The sequence below is a fragment of the Aphanothece sacrum FPU1 genome (assembly GCF_003864295.1).
Taxonomy (GTDB): Bacteria; Cyanobacteriota; Cyanobacteriia; order Cyanobacteriales; family Microcystaceae; genus Aphanothece_B; species Aphanothece_B sacrum.
Genome location: NZ_BDQK01000017.1, coordinates 384,147 through 399,947, shown reverse-complemented (window position 1 = coordinate 399,947; position 15,801 = coordinate 384,147). Strand labels below are relative to the sequence as shown.

Here is a 15,801-nt window from a genome sequence, read left to right as displayed (position 1 = left end):
AGTCCAAAGAGGACGTAAACCGAATGGGTGACGTAATATACCACATTATATCAGTTTTATGTAATTAATTTTGCCTACCTACTTATCAAAACCCGCGCCGGAGACTGTGCAATTAATTTTGCGCGTGGTACTTAGCAGGTTGATAAGTCCTGGAAGGATTTTTTAAAGCCAATTTCCCACTAAAATATAAGGAGACCAATAAAAAGGATGACGATACCAACGGTTTTTTAATAATGCTAATTGTGCTTTTCTAAGAGCTTCTGCTTTTGAGACATTTTGAGTAGCTAATTGACGATAAAATTGATCCATTAAAGCAGCCGAAGCTTGATCATTAACCGACCAAAGTGTTGCAATTGTACTTCTCGCACCCGCACGAACAGAGAATCCTGCTAATCCTAATGCCGCTTGGCGATCGCCCGTAGCCGTTTCACAAGCACTTAATATTAACAACTCAATGGGTTTAGTTCCTTTGATATCATTTTTCTGAAGAAGTTCTTCTAATTCGAGAATATTAATCAAACTATTCCAAGTCAAAATAAAGGTATCTTTAAATTGGGAACTAAATTGACCATGAGTGGCAAAATGCACAATGGTAAAGGAATTATATTGCAAAGTTTGCTGTAAATCAGTTAAGGTAAATTGTTGATTAAGCAAAACGGTACTAGTTACTTGAGAGCGAACTGCATCTAATTCTTCATTGACAAATAATAAAGGGGTTAACCCTGGTTTTTCGGCAATTTCTGTTAATCCAGCAAATAGGGTATTTAAACCTTTTTTTTGTAACGCTTCAGGAGAAAGTAACGTCAGTCCAGGTGTTAAAGCTACTCGATATTTTTCTATTAAATATTGTTTACCATCATATAAAGTAGCCATGGGAATATTACGAAATACTCCATCAGGAACAAATACTAAGGTTTTAATCTCTGCGTTTTCTAATTGTTGAATAAAAGGCTTAATTAACCATTGATAAACTTGTTGTCCATAGTCATAAAATTCCCTTTGACTACGAATCACAATAGTATAACGTAATTGTTCGACAACTTTTTCTAATTCTTTTTTGTCTATAGAGGTAACATAAACCTGTAAAGGTTGATTAGGAATACTTAATAAAACTACTAAGCGATCGCTTAAAATAATGGGATATAAAATAGCGGCTGAAATATCAATTTTATCTACATCAACGGGTTGACTTTCAACACAAATAGAACGAAAGAAATTATTTAATTCAGCAATTTGTAAAGCTTCAATTTGTTGTCTAGCTTCGTTTAAATTATCTTCGGAGACTAATTCATTATTATTTTTTGGTAATAATAACCCCAATAACTCCCGATAAACAGGTTCAATTTTATCTTGAAATGATAACTGAAATTCTCGATTTGCCCCTAAATCAGCCGTGACACTTTTGAGGGTATTAACTGCTGCTAAATAGGCTTTTATTGCCTCCTCTTTGCGTCCAGAAGCCCCCCAAATTCTCCCTAGTTGCCATTGCCATAAATAGATCATTTCTGGTGCTTGTAATGCCTGAGATTGCATCAAAGCTTGTTCGGTTAATTGTTGAGCTTTTAGCCAAAGTTGAGATGAATTTAATGTTAATTTTTCCCTATCTTGGAATTGATAAGCTTGACGACAATTTTCACTAGAAATCGGCTTTTTTTGACATAGTTTAGCTAAAGCCAATGTTTCATATAGTTCCCCTAAATTTCCTAATGCGTAAGTTTCCCCCCGCGCATAACCAATCTTTTGAGCTTCTTGTCGAGCCTGAGTTATTTTATTTTCTATTAACTGCCAATATAGTTTAATTTGACTATAAACGTTTATATTTGCTTGTTCTATTAACCTTTGACCTAAATTAAGTTGAGCATCAATTTTTGTTTTATTAACAGGTAAAATTGCTATATTTTGCTCAATTGCTTCTATAATATCTGGTATACTCTGCCATTCTCCTTTTATCTCTAATAAATACAGTTGAGCGAGTTGGGATTTTAATTGAATCTCACCCCTAGAGGAAACGGCGATCGCCATTTGATAACTTTTTTGAGCTTCCTCAATTTCTCCCTGCATTTGTAACGTTTGCCCTAAATTAAGCCAAATAGAAGCCACTTTATCTTCTTGCGGTAACTTATCTAATAATTGCTCTAAAATCCACCTAGAAGTATCTACCCCATCCAGTTGACGCAACACAGAGGCTAAACTTAGCAAACCTTCCCGTTGTAAGGGAGACAAAGAATCAGTAAATAGAGGTTTAAGGGACTGAAGGTCTATATTTTGACAACTTAAGCTATTTTTTAGCAATAACTTGACCAGTTTCTCACAAGCGGGTCGATACAGTCCCAACCCTTGTAATGCCCTTGATTGATTGATTTGGGTGCGAAAAAGCCCTAATTCGTCTCCTACTTGTCTATAGGTAGCGGTTGCTTGTTCCCAAGTGGATAAAGCATCTAAAGTGTCTCCTTTAGCTAAAAATAAGGTTCCCTGAACGTTTAACGCTTCTGCTAAAATGGGTAAACGAGTCTGATTTGGGGTGGCTAGGGTTTGTTTTTGCAGTAGGTCTAAACTTTGAGTCATGGCAGTTTGTGCAAGTTCCCATGCACCCACTTGAGAATAAGCTAAGGCTAAATTACTCAAAATTCGCCCTTGATTGAGTTTATCGCCTTGTTTTTCGTAGTCCTGAGCTATTTTTTGCCATAGTTCAATAGCTTGTTTTAACTGTCCTTGACGATACCATTCTTTAGCTTGTTCTTCTGGTTGGGTCTGGATTTGAGGGATTTCAGAAGGAGGTACAGAAGCCATCACCCTAACCTCACTTAGTTTAGCTATGCCCAGACTAGCGGATAAACTGAGACAAATTAATAGAAAAAATGAGATAAAATGACGGAACATAAAACGATCGCAGTTTACTAATAAGTAGGTAAACAAAATTAATTATAAGTAGGTAGACAAAATTAATTACACAAAATTTGTAGGGGCGGATTTTTGTAGTAGGGGCGGGTTTTTTACCAAATCCATGATTCTCACAAAAAAGTTAAATAAACCCGCCCTGGGTTTTTACCAAATCCATGATTCTCACAAAAAAGTTAAATAAACCCGCCCTGGGTTTTTTACCAAATCCATGATTCTCACAAAAAAGTTAAATAAACCCGCCCTGGGTTTTTTACCAAATCCATGATTCTCACAAAAAAGTTAAATAAACCCGCCCCTACGAATTTTTGGTGGAAGTTTACCTTAAAATTTCCACCAAAATTAGAAAAAGGACTTAAGATATTTGTGATAGAATAAACAATGATTACACTAATCAAAGAACACCCTAAATATTGTAGTTGATTGGCTTAAATTGTTGAGGAAATTGGCGATTGAATTAGAATGAAACACACACTCTCTGTTTTAGTTGAAGATGAGGCCGGAGTCTTAACCCGCATTGCTGGTTTATTTGCCCGTCGTGGGTTCAATATTGAAAGTTTGGCGGTAGGGCCTGCTGAACAAGTGGGCATATCCCGGATTACAATGGTAGTGCCAGGGGATGAGAATAGTATTGAACAGTTGACCAAGCAACTCTATAAGCTGATCAATGTCCTCAAAGTTAATGATATCACTCAAATTCCTTGTGTGGAACGGGAATTAATGTTAGTTAAGGTCAATGCGATTGCTGCTAACCGGGCTGAAGTTATCGAATTAGCTCAGGTTTTCCGCGCTAGAATTGTGGATATTGCTGAAGAAAGTGTCACTATAGAAGTAGTGGGCGATCCTGGTAAATTAGTCGCTATTGTTCAGATGTTGAATAAGTTTGGTATTCGAGAAGTAGCGCGAACAGGTAAAATTGCCCTAACTCGTGAATCTGGGGTCAATACGGAATATCTGAAGTCTCTAGAAGCTAAGGTTTAATCAGTAGGTGGGCAATGCCCACCCTACAATTGTTCTTGATACAAAGAGATCAATAAATTGTTTAATTGTTCCTCTGAACAACAGTCTAATAAAGCCTTAAAAACATCGAATAATTTAGCCGCATTTTCTCCATGAAGCGCGCTTAAATCCCAAATATCTTGTACCCAGTCTTCGGGATCAGTTTCTTCAAAAATTAGCCGTTCTAACAGTTGTTTAACCTCAGTTCTAGAAAGAGACATAGACTTAAAAATTAACAATAATATTTTATTATGCCCTAAAGTGGTTCTCTTGTGATCTCTTCTTAAAAAATGTTTGTTTATGACAAGTCCCCCTTTTGAAGGGGGATTTAGGGAGATCATATTTTTTTAGCAAAAGTCTCTTAAAATTTAAGTTGATCACATACTTCTTTTAGAACTTTAGCAGAATTTAATAATTGTGCTTGTTCTTGTTCGTTCAAAGATAAATTAACCGTTTTAAGAATTCCTTTTTCATTAATAACTGTCGGTAAACTTAAACAAATATCCTCCACCCCATATAAACCATTAATTAAACTACTCACAGTTAAAATGCGTTCTTGAGAACGTAAAATAGCCTTCACAATATCGGTAACAGCTAACCCAATAGCATAGGAAGTATAACCCTTAAGTTTAATAATTTGATAAGCGGCATTTTTAACTTCTTCAAAAACTGAATTTAACTCATTTTGTTCAGAAATGGGTAAATCTTCCCACTCTCCAGGAATAAGTTTTGCTCCTCCAATATTAGCCAAACTCCAAACCGGAAATTCACTATCTCCATGTTCCCCTAAAATATAACCATGAACACTACGAGGATCAATATTAAATTTTTTGCCTAATAAAGAGCGAAATCTACCCGTATCTAATATCGTTCCTGAACCAATAACTCTCGCTTTAGGAAAACCTGTTAATTTTAGAGTAGCATAGGTCATAATATCGACAGGGTTACTAACAATTAATAAAATAGCATTAGGGCAATATTTCACAACATCAGCTAAAATACTTTTGAAGATATTAACATTACGACCGACTAATTCTAAACGACTTTCTCCTGGTTTTTGTGCTGCTCCTGCTGTAATAATAACCATATCAGCATCTTTACCCTCATTTTTCAGAGTTCCCCCTTTAAGGTCTGTTGGAGGTAAAAAAGACATTCCGTGAATCAAGTCTAAGACTTCTCCTTCTACCTTATCTTCGGCAATATCTTGTAAGATTAATTCGTCAAAACAATCTTGAATTAAAAGAGAATAAGCACAGGCCATTCCTACTTGTCCCACACCAATAATTACACCTTTACGGGGACGAAGAAGGCTAGGTTTTCCAGATTCAGAACTAGAGGTAAAAATGCGATCAAACATAATTTTTAGTTACCATTAAAAGTTATTAGTAATGGTTCTACCGAACCTAGTATCTAAAACTATTAGAAATTATGGGCTTAAACCTTGAAGGGTTAAGCTATAAAAACAAAACCCGTCTACGCGGGTTTAATTTAGCCGGACGAAGGGAGGCTTTGTTTCTATAGTATCAGACATAAGGTCTGTGGTGTAGACGTTGATTTAACATAACTTGTCCGGTAGAACCTTAATAATTATATTAACAGATTAGGGTTAAGGTTTTGTTAGGGTCGTATATGGATTTTGCTAAACGTTAGATATCTTCAAGTTTAAATCATACTTAAAGCTTCTTGCAGTAATAATAGTTCTTCCATTTTCTACCTAGAGTATTTTAATAATATATATTAAGTAATGAAAGTCAATAAACTATATTCATATTTTATTAACTTTAATTAATAAAAATTATTGAATTTTTCTTAACCAAATACTTCCTCCAGTATTTTTTTGACATAAAGGCATTTTTTCTTGAAAAAAATCAGCAAAAAATAACGTCAAAAAATTATTAAATAATTCTATTTTAAAGTTATTATTATATTGTAAAAATGCTCTGAGCATATAAACTTCATTCCAAGCTCTTTTTTCTTGTATTATCCATGATTTGGGATATTCAAAAGGATAAAAAATATCATGAATATGGATTAATACCCCAGATTTAAGTGAAGGAAGTATCTCAAAAAAGATATAATTAACATCACTATTTGTTTTGGCAACATGAGTAGAATCAATAAACAGGATATCATTATTTGATAATTGCTGAAAAAACTGTAAATCAATGTCTTGTAGTTTCTGTTTAATGAGAGTATAGTTATTGCCTTCTTCATCTCCTACCAGAGATAAAAGTCGCTCAGGATAAGGTTCAATGAAAGTACAAGAAACTTTTTTATCTAAAAATAATTCGTTGGTATCTAACATGACACAAGAGGAGAAACCTGAGCCAATTTCGATTATTTTTTGAGGCTGGGCATATCTCATCATACAATAAAGAAAAATACCATCAGAATAACTATAATAGTCGTTCTCAAAATAATATCTTAAACCTTCTGTTTTCTGCTGTTTAAAAGGTTGTTCATCATAATAAGCTTGAAAAATATTTAATAAATTTAATTGTTCTTGTTGCTGTAGATTGATACCAGGTATTTCTTGAGGAAAAATATCAAAAATTTTAGCCTCATTCAGTTTAATTTCTTCAAGAGAAGGAATAGGGGAATAAAAATGTCCAGGAGGCACAAATAAAGCCTTCATCAAAATATCTCTTTGATCAGCTTTAGCAAAAATATCCTTGAGATAAGGTAATTTTCTAAGAATTTTTTTAATAATTGGTTTAACCATCATAGCTTCTGAGAATTGTTAATAAATTTTTCTCGACTATACATCAAATTGGTACTATTTGTCAGATCAGGAGAAAGATCACTACTCAACGAGCCAAAACGAATAAAAAATTGTATAATAGTCAATTGACCTTATAATGATGACTTGCGAAAATTGATCCGTAGCTTGTGGGGACAGTCCCACCTTTAATCAAGAGATGCCCCAGAATATAAATGAGTTTACCACCAACCCCATCGATGATGCCAACCCCTAAAATCAGTAGGACTCTCACCTACTAACTCTAAGCATCTCACCCCTATTATTACTGACCAACAGCCTTTGAGGCACGAAAAAATAACCAATGAAAGGACCAACAGATCAACGGTTTGACTATGTAAAAATTGGCTTAGCTTCTCCCGAACGCATCCGTCAATGGGGAGAAAGAAGTCTACCCAACGGAGTTGTAGTCGGAGAAGTGACCAAACCCGAAACCATCAACTACCGAACCCTCAAACCCGAAATGGACGGGCTATTTTGTGAACGAATTTTTGGCCCCTCCAAAGACTGGGAATGTTGGTGCGGTAAGTACAAACGAGTACGTCACCGAGGGATCGTTTGCGAACGATGCGGAGTAGAAGTTACCGAGTCCCGTGTTCGTCGTCATCGCATGGGTTTCATCAAATTAGCGGCCCCCGTTACCCATGTTTGGTATCTCAAAGGCATTCCTAGCTATCTGAGTATCTTGTTAGATATGGCCCTACGGGATGTAGAACAGATAGTGTACTTTAACGCTTATGTGGTTCTCGACCCAGGAAATGCCAGTAATTTGAGTTATAAGCAACTCCTGACAGAAGATCAATGGATTGAAATTGAGGATCAAATATACGCCGAAGACTCGGAACTGTCGGGTATTGAGGTCGGTATTGGGGCCGAAGCTTTACAACGTCTTCTTGAAGAAATTAATTTAGAAGAAGTGGCCGAAAAACTGCGGGAAGAAATTCTTGAAAGTAAAGGACAGAAGCGGGCTAAGCTGATTAAACGCCTACGAGTGATTGATAATTTTGTAGCTACAGGTTCCCGACCAGATTGGATGGTATTAAACGTTATTCCGGTGATTCCCCCTGATTTACGCCCGATGGTGCAATTAGATGGGGGTCGGTTTGCCACTTCTGACCTTAATGATTTATATCGACGGGTGATCAACCGTAATAACCGTTTGTCTCGTCTTCAAGAAATTCTAGCCCCAGAAATTATCGTCCGTAATGAAAAACGGATGTTACAAGAAGCAGTGGATGCTTTAATTGATAATGGACGACGGGGCCGGACAGTGGTAGGGGCTAATAATCGTCCCCTCAAGTCACTTTCTGACATTATTGAAGGAAAACAAGGTCGTTTCCGTCAAAACCTCTTAGGTAAACGGGTAGACTATTCTGGACGTTCGGTTATTGTGGTGGGGCCAAAACTCAAGATTTATCAATGTGGTTTACCCCGTGAAATGGCTATTGAGTTGTTCCAACCCTTTGTTATTCACCGTTTAATTCGTTTGGGTTTGGTCAATAATATTAAAGCCGCCAAAAAATTGATTGTTCGCGGTGATCCCAGCGTTTGGGGTGTTCTTGATGAAGTGATTACGGGACATCCTGTATTACTCAACCGCGCCCCTACTTTACACCGTTTAGGGATTCAATCCTTTGAACCTATTTTAGTCGAAGGACGAGCCATTCAGTTACATCCTTTGGTCTGTCCGGCGTTTAATGCTGACTTTGACGGGGATCAAATGGCGGTTCACGTTCCCTTATCTTTAGAATCTCAATGTGAGGCCCGTTTATTAATGTTGGCCTGTCACAACATCTTATCTCCAGCGACGGGTAGACCCATTGTTGCGCCTTCTCAGGATATGGTATTAGGCTGTTATTATCTCACCGCAGAAAACCCGAAAGCACAAAAAGGCGGGGGTTCTTATTTTGGCAGTGTTAATGATGCTCTTTATGCTTATCAACAGGGTGCTGTTGATTTACACGCTTATATCTGGTTACGCTATCAAGGCGATGTGACAACGGATAAACCGGATAATGAGGTTCTCAAGACGGAAACTTTAGAGGACGGTAGTGTGATGAAATACTATCGTCAACGGAAACTTCGCGAAAAAGATGGGGAAGTAATCGTCCAATATATTAAAACAACTCTAGGGCGAATTATTTACAATAAGACCATTGAAGAAGCGTTAGCTTCTGTCTGACCATCCAGTGGCAAAAATTAGTAGCATTGGCCCGTAAAATGCTACTAATCAGACACCCAGTTCTTTCTTGACAGACATCTTTATTCGTAAGGCATTGTGACTAACACAATGTTTCTTGGCTTTTGGAAAGGGATCTAAGAGCAAAGGCCAAACAAAGGTTAAGAGTGAAACTTTAGACGAAAACTCATTGATAAAAACTTGAGTTTGCTTTCCTTTTTAGAGATCGCAGGCCGTCCCTAAAATATTACCAGAAATCTAAACAACCATTTAATAACGTACCTGAAAAAATCATAATATTTAATACTGTATCTATAATTTAGTCCGCGTTCGTCGGACTTTGTTTCTATAGGATAAGGCTTTAGCTTTTTATTCATTATTAATTTAGCATAGTAAGTCCAGTAGAATCATAATATACTTAATATATAGCGTTTTCAGATACGATGATCAATGACTAATTATTCAGAATCAAATCCCACCTCAAACATTGCCACCAGTAAATCTCCTCATACAGATTATCGTCACCTTGATTTTGATAAACTCACACCAATGAATCAACATTATGTGACGGTAAAAAAACAATATCCCAATGCTTTATTAATGTATCGGGTGGGAGATTTTTTTGAATGTTTTTTTCAGGATGCTGTCACCATTTCTCAGGAATTAGAAATAGCTTTAACCAGTAAAGAAGGAGGTAAAGAAATTGGACGAGTTGCTATGACAGGGGTTCCTCATCATGCCTTAGATCGTTACAGTCGTTTATTAGTAGAAAAAGGTTATGCCCTGGCTATTTGTGATCAAGTAGAAGATTCTGCTCAAGCTGCTGCTGAAGGGCGAATGGTAGAACGAAAAATCACTAAACTTTTAACTCCAGGAACCCTAACAGATGAGGGTATGTTAACAGCAAAACGTAATAACTTTTTAGCGGCAATTGTTATAGCTGGAGAACATTGGGGTTTAGCTTATGCTGACATTTCTACCGGAGAGTTTTTCACTACTCAATCTCAAGAATTATCGAATCTAAATTTAGAATTACTACGCTTACAACCTTCAGAAATTTTAATTCCTACTAATGCCCCTGATATTAATAGTTTACTCCGTCCTGGGGAAAAATCAGACTATTTGAACAATAACTTACCCGACTGTTTTTGTTATTCCTTGCGATCGCAAACTTCTTTTACTTTAAATGAAGCCAAACCGAGACTTTTAATTACCTTTGGAGTTCGTTCTTTAGAAGGGATGGGATGTGAACATTTACCCCTAGCTATACGTGCTGCTGGAGGATTATTAGAATACTTGGAAGATACCCAAAAAGCTCATCAAGTTCCCTTACAAGCTTTACGAACTTATAATCAAGTTGACTTCCTTATTTTAGACCATCAAACTAGACGTAATTTAGAAATTACTCAAACTATAAGAGATGGCAGTTTTCATGGTTCTTTATTATGGGCATTAGATAGAACTTGTACACCCATGGGAGGACGAGCATTACGTCGTTGGTTGTTAGAACCTTTGCTTAGTATTAAAGGAATTATTGCCCGACAAGATACCATTCAAGAGTTAAATGATAATCCTTCTTTACGACAAGATTTACGTCAACTACTCCGACATATTTATGACTTAGAAAGAATTACGGGGAGAGTAGGGGCAGGAACAGCTAATGCCAGGGATTTATTATCTTTAGCTGAGTCCTTAGTTAAGTTAACTGAATTATCACAATTAGCCAGATTAGGAACTTCTCCCTATTTAAAAGCATTACAAACTATTCCCCCTGAATTAGAACAGTTAGGTAAGCACGTTGTTAACCATTTAGTAGAAACTCCTCCCTTACATTTAAAAGATGGGGGAGTCATTCGAGATGGTATTAATTCCGACTTAGATATGATGCGTCATCGTCTCAAAGATGATCATCAATGGTTAGCTAATTTAGAAATAACAGAAAGACAGAGAACGGGAGTGTCTAATCTTAAAGTTGGCTATAATAAAACCTTTGGTTATTATATAAGTTTACCTCGCAGTAAAGCAGAACAAGCCCCTGATAATTACGTCCGTAAACAAACCTTAACTAACGAAGAACGTTACATTACATCTGAATTAAAAGAACGAGAAAATCGTATTTTAACTGCCGAAGATGACCTTAATAAATTAGAATACGAAATTTTTGTAGAATTACGTTTAGAAGTCGCTCAAAAAGGTCAACAAATTCGCCATATTGCCAAAGCAGTTGCTGCTATTGATGTCTTAGGAGGATTAGCAGAAGTAGCAGTTTTTCAAGGGTATTGTCGTCCTCAAATTATGGAAGGAAGACAAATCGAAATCATTGAAGGTAGACATCCTGTTGTCGAACAATCTTTAGCCGTCGGATTATTTGTTCCTAACTCAACTCGTCTCGGTAATTCTAAAACTGAAGATACACCGGATTTAATTATTTTAACAGGGCCAAATGCTAGTGGAAAAAGCTGTTATTTGAGACAAGTGGGACTAATCCAATTAATGGCACAAACAGGCAGTTTTATTCCGGCAACCTCCGCTAAATTAGGCATTAGCGATCGCATTTTTACTCGTGTAGGTGCAGTGGATGATTTAGCTACCGGACAATCAACTTTTATGGTAGAAATGAATGAGACAGCTAATATTCTCAATCATGGCACCAATAAATCATTAATCTTACTGGATGAAATTGGCAGAGGAACCGCCACATTTGACGGACTTTCTATTGCTTGGGCCGTGGCAGAATATTTAGCCACAGAAATCCAAGGAAGAACGATTTTTGCTACTCATTACCATGAATTAAATGAACTTGCGTCTATTCTTTCTAATGTGGCTAATTATCAAGTCACGGTACAAGAATTAGCTCATGAAATTATTTTCTTACATCAAGTTCGTCCCGGAGGTGCAGATAAATCTTATGGCATCGAAGCAGGAAGATTAGCAGGTTTACCACCCTCGGTAATTACTCGCGCTAAACAAGTGATGAATCAGATTGAAAAACATAGTAAAATTGCGTTAGGATTACGAAAAGGTATCAAAAAAGTTAATCCTGTCAAGGACACAAAAACAAAAGGAGAATTAATAGAACAGTTAGATATTTTTGGAGATAATTAAACTATGTTATGTTATCGCGAGGCGAAGCTGCAAGCGACAGCACCGCAGGCAACAAAGTGGAATCAAGTAATCCAAGGATTTAATAATGTTGCTGTTCCTTGGCGATTCTTTGGGCTGGCTATTTTTGCTGCTTGGGTCTAATGTCAAACCTTAACTCGTTCATAGTTAAGCTATACAAACAAAGGTTGCCTACGCAACCTAGAAGTTAGTCCGCGCAGGCGAATTTAGTCTTTATAGGATAAGACATAAGGTCTGTCATTAATTATTAATTTAGCATAGTAAGTCCGATAGAACCCAATTTAACTTATTTGATGATAACTTGTCTTCTTTGACTCCTGCCAAAAGATGGTCAGGCTGCACAAGAAAACTTTTTTGTCAAAGATGATAGAAAAATGTACCAAGTGGGAAGACTAAATTTAGAAGGCAGACGTTTTTTTGCCGGATTAGTTGCTTAAGATTGATTTAACAAGGGTTTTAGAGGGGTTCCAATGGGGCAAACTACTGCCTTATCGCCGCGTCGTCTTGAACGACTGCTACAAATGGATCGGTTACTTCGGAATCATGGGCGTATCTCACAACCGATGTTAGCCGAACAATTAGAAGTAACACAAAGAACGATTCGAGATGATTTACATTTTCTGCAAGATCGCTTGATGGCTCCTTTGGAATATAACAAGAAAGATGGATGGATTGATCTTCAACAGTTAGCGGATGAAAGGATTGTCTTTCGTTGGGGGGCTGAACTTAACCTTGACCCTGAAATATGGCAGAAGTTGTTAGAAACCTGTCGTACTTCTAAACGTATTTGGATTCATTATTATGCTGCAACTCGTAATCAATATTCTGAACGAGTTGTCGAACCTTATTTAGTCCATGTTTATCGTGCGACTAATCCTTATATCATTGGTTTTTGTCATAAAAGACAGTCCATACGTTGGTTTCGCATTGACCGTATTCAACAAATAAAAATCCTTAATAAAACTTTTAAACGTGACCCTAATTTTAAGGCAGATACCTACTTAGAAAAAATCTTTCAAGCAGAAGTTGAGAGATTGAGTCAACATTACAATTTATGAGGAATTTAGCAGAATGTTAAAGCACGCGTAGGTTTTACCTTCCTTGTCAGACAGTCTCCTCAATACCAATTACACAAACACCTCAACCTTTGATACCGTAAGGCGAAAAATATTTACTTCAATAGGAATTTTCATGAACAACATCATAAACCTTGTCTTTCCAGTCAAGGGAAACACACTTTATGCAGACCATAATCATCGATTGTTAGGAAGTCTCTCACAAAAAATTCCTCAAATACATCATCTTGAAGGATTAGCCATTAATACAATTTCTGGTATTCCTGATAAAGAAGGAAAAATATCTTTAACTCCCCGTTCACGGCTTTATTTAAGATTACCAGTAGAAGCGATTGCCTTAGTTTATCCACTAGCAGGACAAACTTTAAGCATTGGTGAATATCAAATAAAACTCGGTAATCCTGAATTACAAACCATAAAAGGAATTGAATCATTAAAAGCAAGGTTAGTTACAATTAAAGGCTATACCGAACCAGCTACTTTTTTAGAAGCTGCTTATCGACAATTACAAGCATTAGAAATTGAGGCTAATATTGGGATTCCAGCGAATGAAGAAGGAGAACCCAAGCGTTTAACTCTAAAAATTAATAAACCCAATCGAAGTTATACCATTATCGGGTTTAGTGTTGTGGTTTCTAATTTAAGTGAAGAGGATTCTATCAAGCTACAAATTAATGGTTTAGGGGGAAAACGTCGCCTTGGATGCGGCGTATTTTATCCCAATATTCCTGTTATTAAAAGTCATCAGTGAGGGAAGCAGAAAACCGAAAACGATATATAATAAATTCAGGCGATCAAGAAATAGCAACTGCTAAAGCAATTGAGGCTTTCCAATGATTACTCAGTTAATGCTGTTTTAGATACTGATATTAAAAAGTTTTTAGAGTTGAGAGAAGCTAAAAATCCTGATGCTGAAGGATATATTTTGCCTATTCCTAAAAACTTAGCTCAGTTGGAGGCGATCGCATCCAGTCAACTTTATTGTGAAAAACGAGGGTTTGGACAATGAAAAATCAAAAAATAATCGAACTATCTTATCAGTTAGCTGAACTACCTTCTTCTCAACATCGAGCCGGATTAGCAGGGTTAGTTTTAATGGTTCAAAACTTACCTAACCAACCTTGGTTTGAAGAAAGGGAAAATGCCATTATTAAGTTAAGTCATCTTGATGAGTATGAAGCCACGTTAAGGATGAATTTGGAAGGACTGAAAGCTTTATTAGATTTTACTTATGGAGCATTTAACGAGGAAAGATGGACAACGACAAAAGATAAAAAGAAAAAATACAGCGAAGATGAAATTCGAGAAGTAGAAAAAAAAGATAATAAGGGAAAAGTCAAACTTGTTAAAGAATATCGTTATACAGTTGTTGTTCCTCAAGGTGCATTTTTACCCGATTGGGATGAGTCAGATGAAGATATCAATAAACGGATATGGATCAAACTCTGGCGAGATATGCTCTGGAATATTGTACGAGGAGTTCCTGCTACTCGTAATCCTTTTAATAACAGATGTGATGGCCAAGTTTACACTCAAGATGCCGAAAAACTTTGGAAGGATTTGAGTCAACCAGATAAGGCAACAGGGCAATCAGGAAATTATTATTTAGGAGCAATGGCAACAACGGCAGAAAATATCCCCACTAAAGATATTATTCGTTATCAATTTCTCTTGCACTTTGCTCCTTTTATTTTCCAAATTTATCGACCTTCTAGTATTAACAAAGATGGTAATCGTGAATTTAATAGCTATGCTATTGTTATCCCTGATGTAGCTAACTTAAAAAGTTTTTGTTGTTCTTTTCCTAAAGTTTTAAAAGCGAGAGATCATACTAAAATAGGCTATCTTCCTCGTGAAGCACTGATTGATTTAGCTGAAGAAGGAGCTTTAGACTTCTTTATTTTGCAAGATAGAATTGCTCGCCGATTTGACGAGCAAAGCCTCAGAAAGTCTATTTTAGGTGCTGAAATTATTCATGCTGAAAAATCTGGTAATAGTATTAAGTTTCAATCGATTAACTATGTTGAACCTATTTCAACTATGACAGATCGCTATGCTCAAATTAAGGATAACTACTGGTGTCCTTGGTTTCGCAAACAACGATTACTCAATTTATTAAGTCTTCAAGCCTTACCTAATACTCCCGATGATGAATCAACAGAAGTTCCCCTTTGGACTGGCTTTGATGCCCTCTTAAGTCGTATTCCTCGCAAATGGCTAGAAGATCCCTATTTTAGTCATGATGCTCGTCAATTATTCAACATTGAAATCTTAAAAAATCAAGGAAAAAATCAAATGAACAACCAAAGCACTAAAATTCGTCAATATGCTGAGATTGTCTATCAGGTTTGCCAGAAGTATGTGTTAAGTAAACTAGATTCAAAATATGATCTAACTTGGGATAAATGTCAAGGGAATCCTCAAAAACAGAAAGAATATAATGAGAAAAAAACTAAAATAGCTAATGAAGCTTTTTTAGCTGTTCGTTCTCGGAGTGAATCTCAAGCTTTTATTGAATACTTTGTTAGTACCCTTTATCCTTTTGTAAAAAAAGATGAATTTTCTCAATTTGCTGAAGATTTATTTAATAAAACTGATGAAATTCGGGTCTTAACTTTATTAGCTCTTTCTAGTCAGTTCTCCTCTAGTAAGAAAGACGAGTCTAAAGATGCTAACAATCAAGCAGCTTAATTTTCCTTTCCCTTTGATGCCATTAGGCGTTGGCCACTTATTTGGCCTCATTATCTCTTACATTAACAGCAAATAAT

General features: G+C 36.3%; 12 protein-coding genes. 8 read left to right on the top strand and 4 right to left on the bottom strand.

Annotation, left to right across the window (positions count from 1 at the left end; translation table 11 throughout):
• Window positions 1-162: 162 nt before the first annotated feature.
• Complete coding sequence (locus tag AsFPU1_RS21880) at window positions 163-2,790, bottom strand: CHAT domain-containing protein (RefSeq protein ID WP_227873573.1); 2,628 nt, start codon at window positions 2,788-2,790, stop codon at window positions 163-165.
• A gap of 570 nt (window positions 2,791-3,360) precedes the next feature.
• On the opposite strand from AsFPU1_RS21880, the gene ilvN reads away from it, so the two are divergent.
• A complete protein-coding gene (ilvN, locus tag AsFPU1_RS21875; RefSeq protein WP_124976264.1) occupies window positions 3,361-3,879 on the top strand; it encodes an acetolactate synthase small subunit in 519 nt (172 codons plus the stop codon).
• 23 nt (window positions 3,880-3,902) lie between these two features.
• Here the strand turns inward: ilvN and AsFPU1_RS21870 are convergent, their stop codons facing one another.
• The 3 genes from AsFPU1_RS21870 to AsFPU1_RS21860 form a co-directional block, all read right to left on the bottom strand.
• Entirely contained in the window at window positions 3,903-4,118 is a 216-nt protein-coding gene (locus tag AsFPU1_RS21870) for a hypothetical protein (RefSeq protein WP_124976266.1), read from the bottom strand.
• A gap of 140 nt (window positions 4,119-4,258) precedes the next feature.
• A complete protein-coding gene (locus AsFPU1_RS21865; protein WP_125061190.1) occupies window positions 4,259-5,254 on the bottom strand; it encodes an L-lactate dehydrogenase in 996 nt (331 codons plus the stop codon).
• Window positions 5,255-5,692: 438 nt separating this feature from the next.
• A complete protein-coding gene (locus tag AsFPU1_RS21860) occupies window positions 5,693-6,622 on the bottom strand; it encodes a class I SAM-dependent methyltransferase (RefSeq protein WP_227873596.1) in 930 nt (309 codons plus the stop codon).
• A gap of 337 nt (window positions 6,623-6,959) precedes the next feature.
• Between AsFPU1_RS21860 and AsFPU1_RS21855 the strand changes: the two genes are divergently transcribed.
• The 7 genes from AsFPU1_RS21855 to cmx8 all read left to right on the top strand — a co-directional run bounded on the left by AsFPU1_RS21855 (window position 6,960) and on the right by cmx8 (window position 15,724).
• On the top strand, window positions 6,960-8,837 hold the full coding sequence (locus AsFPU1_RS21855) for a DNA-directed RNA polymerase subunit gamma (RefSeq protein ID WP_124976801.1): 1,878 nt from the start codon (window positions 6,960-6,962) through the stop codon (window positions 8,835-8,837).
• 447 nt (window positions 8,838-9,284) lie between these two features.
• Window positions 9,285-11,939, top strand: coding sequence for a DNA mismatch repair protein MutS (mutS, locus tag AsFPU1_RS21850; RefSeq protein ID WP_124976803.1), 2,655 nt, complete (start codon window positions 9,285-9,287; stop codon window positions 11,937-11,939).
• Window positions 11,940-11,942: 3 nt separating this feature from the next.
• Window positions 11,943-12,080, top strand: coding sequence for a hypothetical protein (locus AsFPU1_RS23240; RefSeq protein ID WP_172957555.1), 138 nt, complete (start codon window positions 11,943-11,945; stop codon window positions 12,078-12,080).
• Between the two features lie 347 nt (window positions 12,081-12,427).
• Window positions 12,428-13,015 carry a helix-turn-helix transcriptional regulator gene (locus AsFPU1_RS21845; RefSeq protein ID WP_227873597.1) on the top strand — a complete coding sequence of 196 codons (588 nt, stop codon included), beginning with the start codon at window positions 12,428-12,430 and terminating at the stop codon, window positions 13,013-13,015.
• Window positions 13,016-13,148: 133 nt separating this feature from the next.
• Window positions 13,149-13,784, top strand: a complete 636-nt coding sequence (gene cas6 / locus AsFPU1_RS21840) for a type I-MYXAN CRISPR-associated protein Cas6/Cmx6 (protein ID WP_124976805.1) — start codon at window positions 13,149-13,151, stop codon at window positions 13,782-13,784.
• Window positions 13,785-13,853: 69 nt separating this feature from the next.
• Window positions 13,854-14,042 (top strand): hypothetical protein, encoded by a 189-nt coding sequence (locus tag AsFPU1_RS21835; protein WP_124976807.1) that lies wholly within the window; start codon window positions 13,854-13,856, stop codon window positions 14,040-14,042.
• Window positions 14,039-15,724 (top strand): type I-MYXAN CRISPR-associated protein Cmx8, encoded by a 1,686-nt coding sequence (gene cmx8, locus AsFPU1_RS21830; RefSeq protein ID WP_124976809.1) that lies wholly within the window; start codon window positions 14,039-14,041, stop codon window positions 15,722-15,724. Before AsFPU1_RS21835 ends, cmx8 begins: the two co-directional genes overlap by 4 nt.
• Window positions 15,725-15,801: the final 77 nt, after the last annotated feature.

Excerpts from the sequence above, each read along its gene's own strand:
- AsFPU1_RS21880 (WP_227873573.1), bottom strand. The coding sequence starts at position 2,790 with ATGGCTTCTGTACCTCCTTCTGAAATCCCTCAAATCCAGACCCAACCA.
- ilvN (WP_124976264.1), top strand. The coding sequence starts at position 3,361 with ATGAAACACACACTCTCTGTTTTAGTTGAAGATGAGGCCGGAGTCTTA.
- AsFPU1_RS21870 (WP_124976266.1), bottom strand. The coding sequence starts at position 4,118 with ATGTCTCTTTCTAGAACTGAGGTTAAACAACTGTTAGAACGGCTAATT.
- AsFPU1_RS21865 (WP_125061190.1), bottom strand. The coding sequence starts at position 5,254 with ATGTTTGATCGCATTTTTACCTCTAGTTCTGAATCTGGAAAACCTAGC.
- AsFPU1_RS21860 (WP_227873596.1), bottom strand. The coding sequence starts at position 6,622 with ATGATGGTTAAACCAATTATTAAAAAAATTCTTAGAAAATTACCTTAT.
- AsFPU1_RS21855 (WP_124976801.1), top strand. The coding sequence starts at position 6,960 with ATGAAAGGACCAACAGATCAACGGTTTGACTATGTAAAAATTGGCTTA.
- mutS (WP_124976803.1), top strand. The coding sequence starts at position 9,285 with ATGACTAATTATTCAGAATCAAATCCCACCTCAAACATTGCCACCAGT.
- AsFPU1_RS23240 (WP_172957555.1), top strand. The coding sequence starts at position 11,943 with ATGTTATGTTATCGCGAGGCGAAGCTGCAAGCGACAGCACCGCAGGCA.
- AsFPU1_RS21845 (WP_227873597.1), top strand. The coding sequence starts at position 12,428 with ATGGGGCAAACTACTGCCTTATCGCCGCGTCGTCTTGAACGACTGCTA.
- cas6 (WP_124976805.1), top strand. The coding sequence starts at position 13,149 with ATGAACAACATCATAAACCTTGTCTTTCCAGTCAAGGGAAACACACTT.
- cmx8 (WP_124976809.1), top strand. The coding sequence starts at position 14,039 with ATGAAAAATCAAAAAATAATCGAACTATCTTATCAGTTAGCTGAACTA.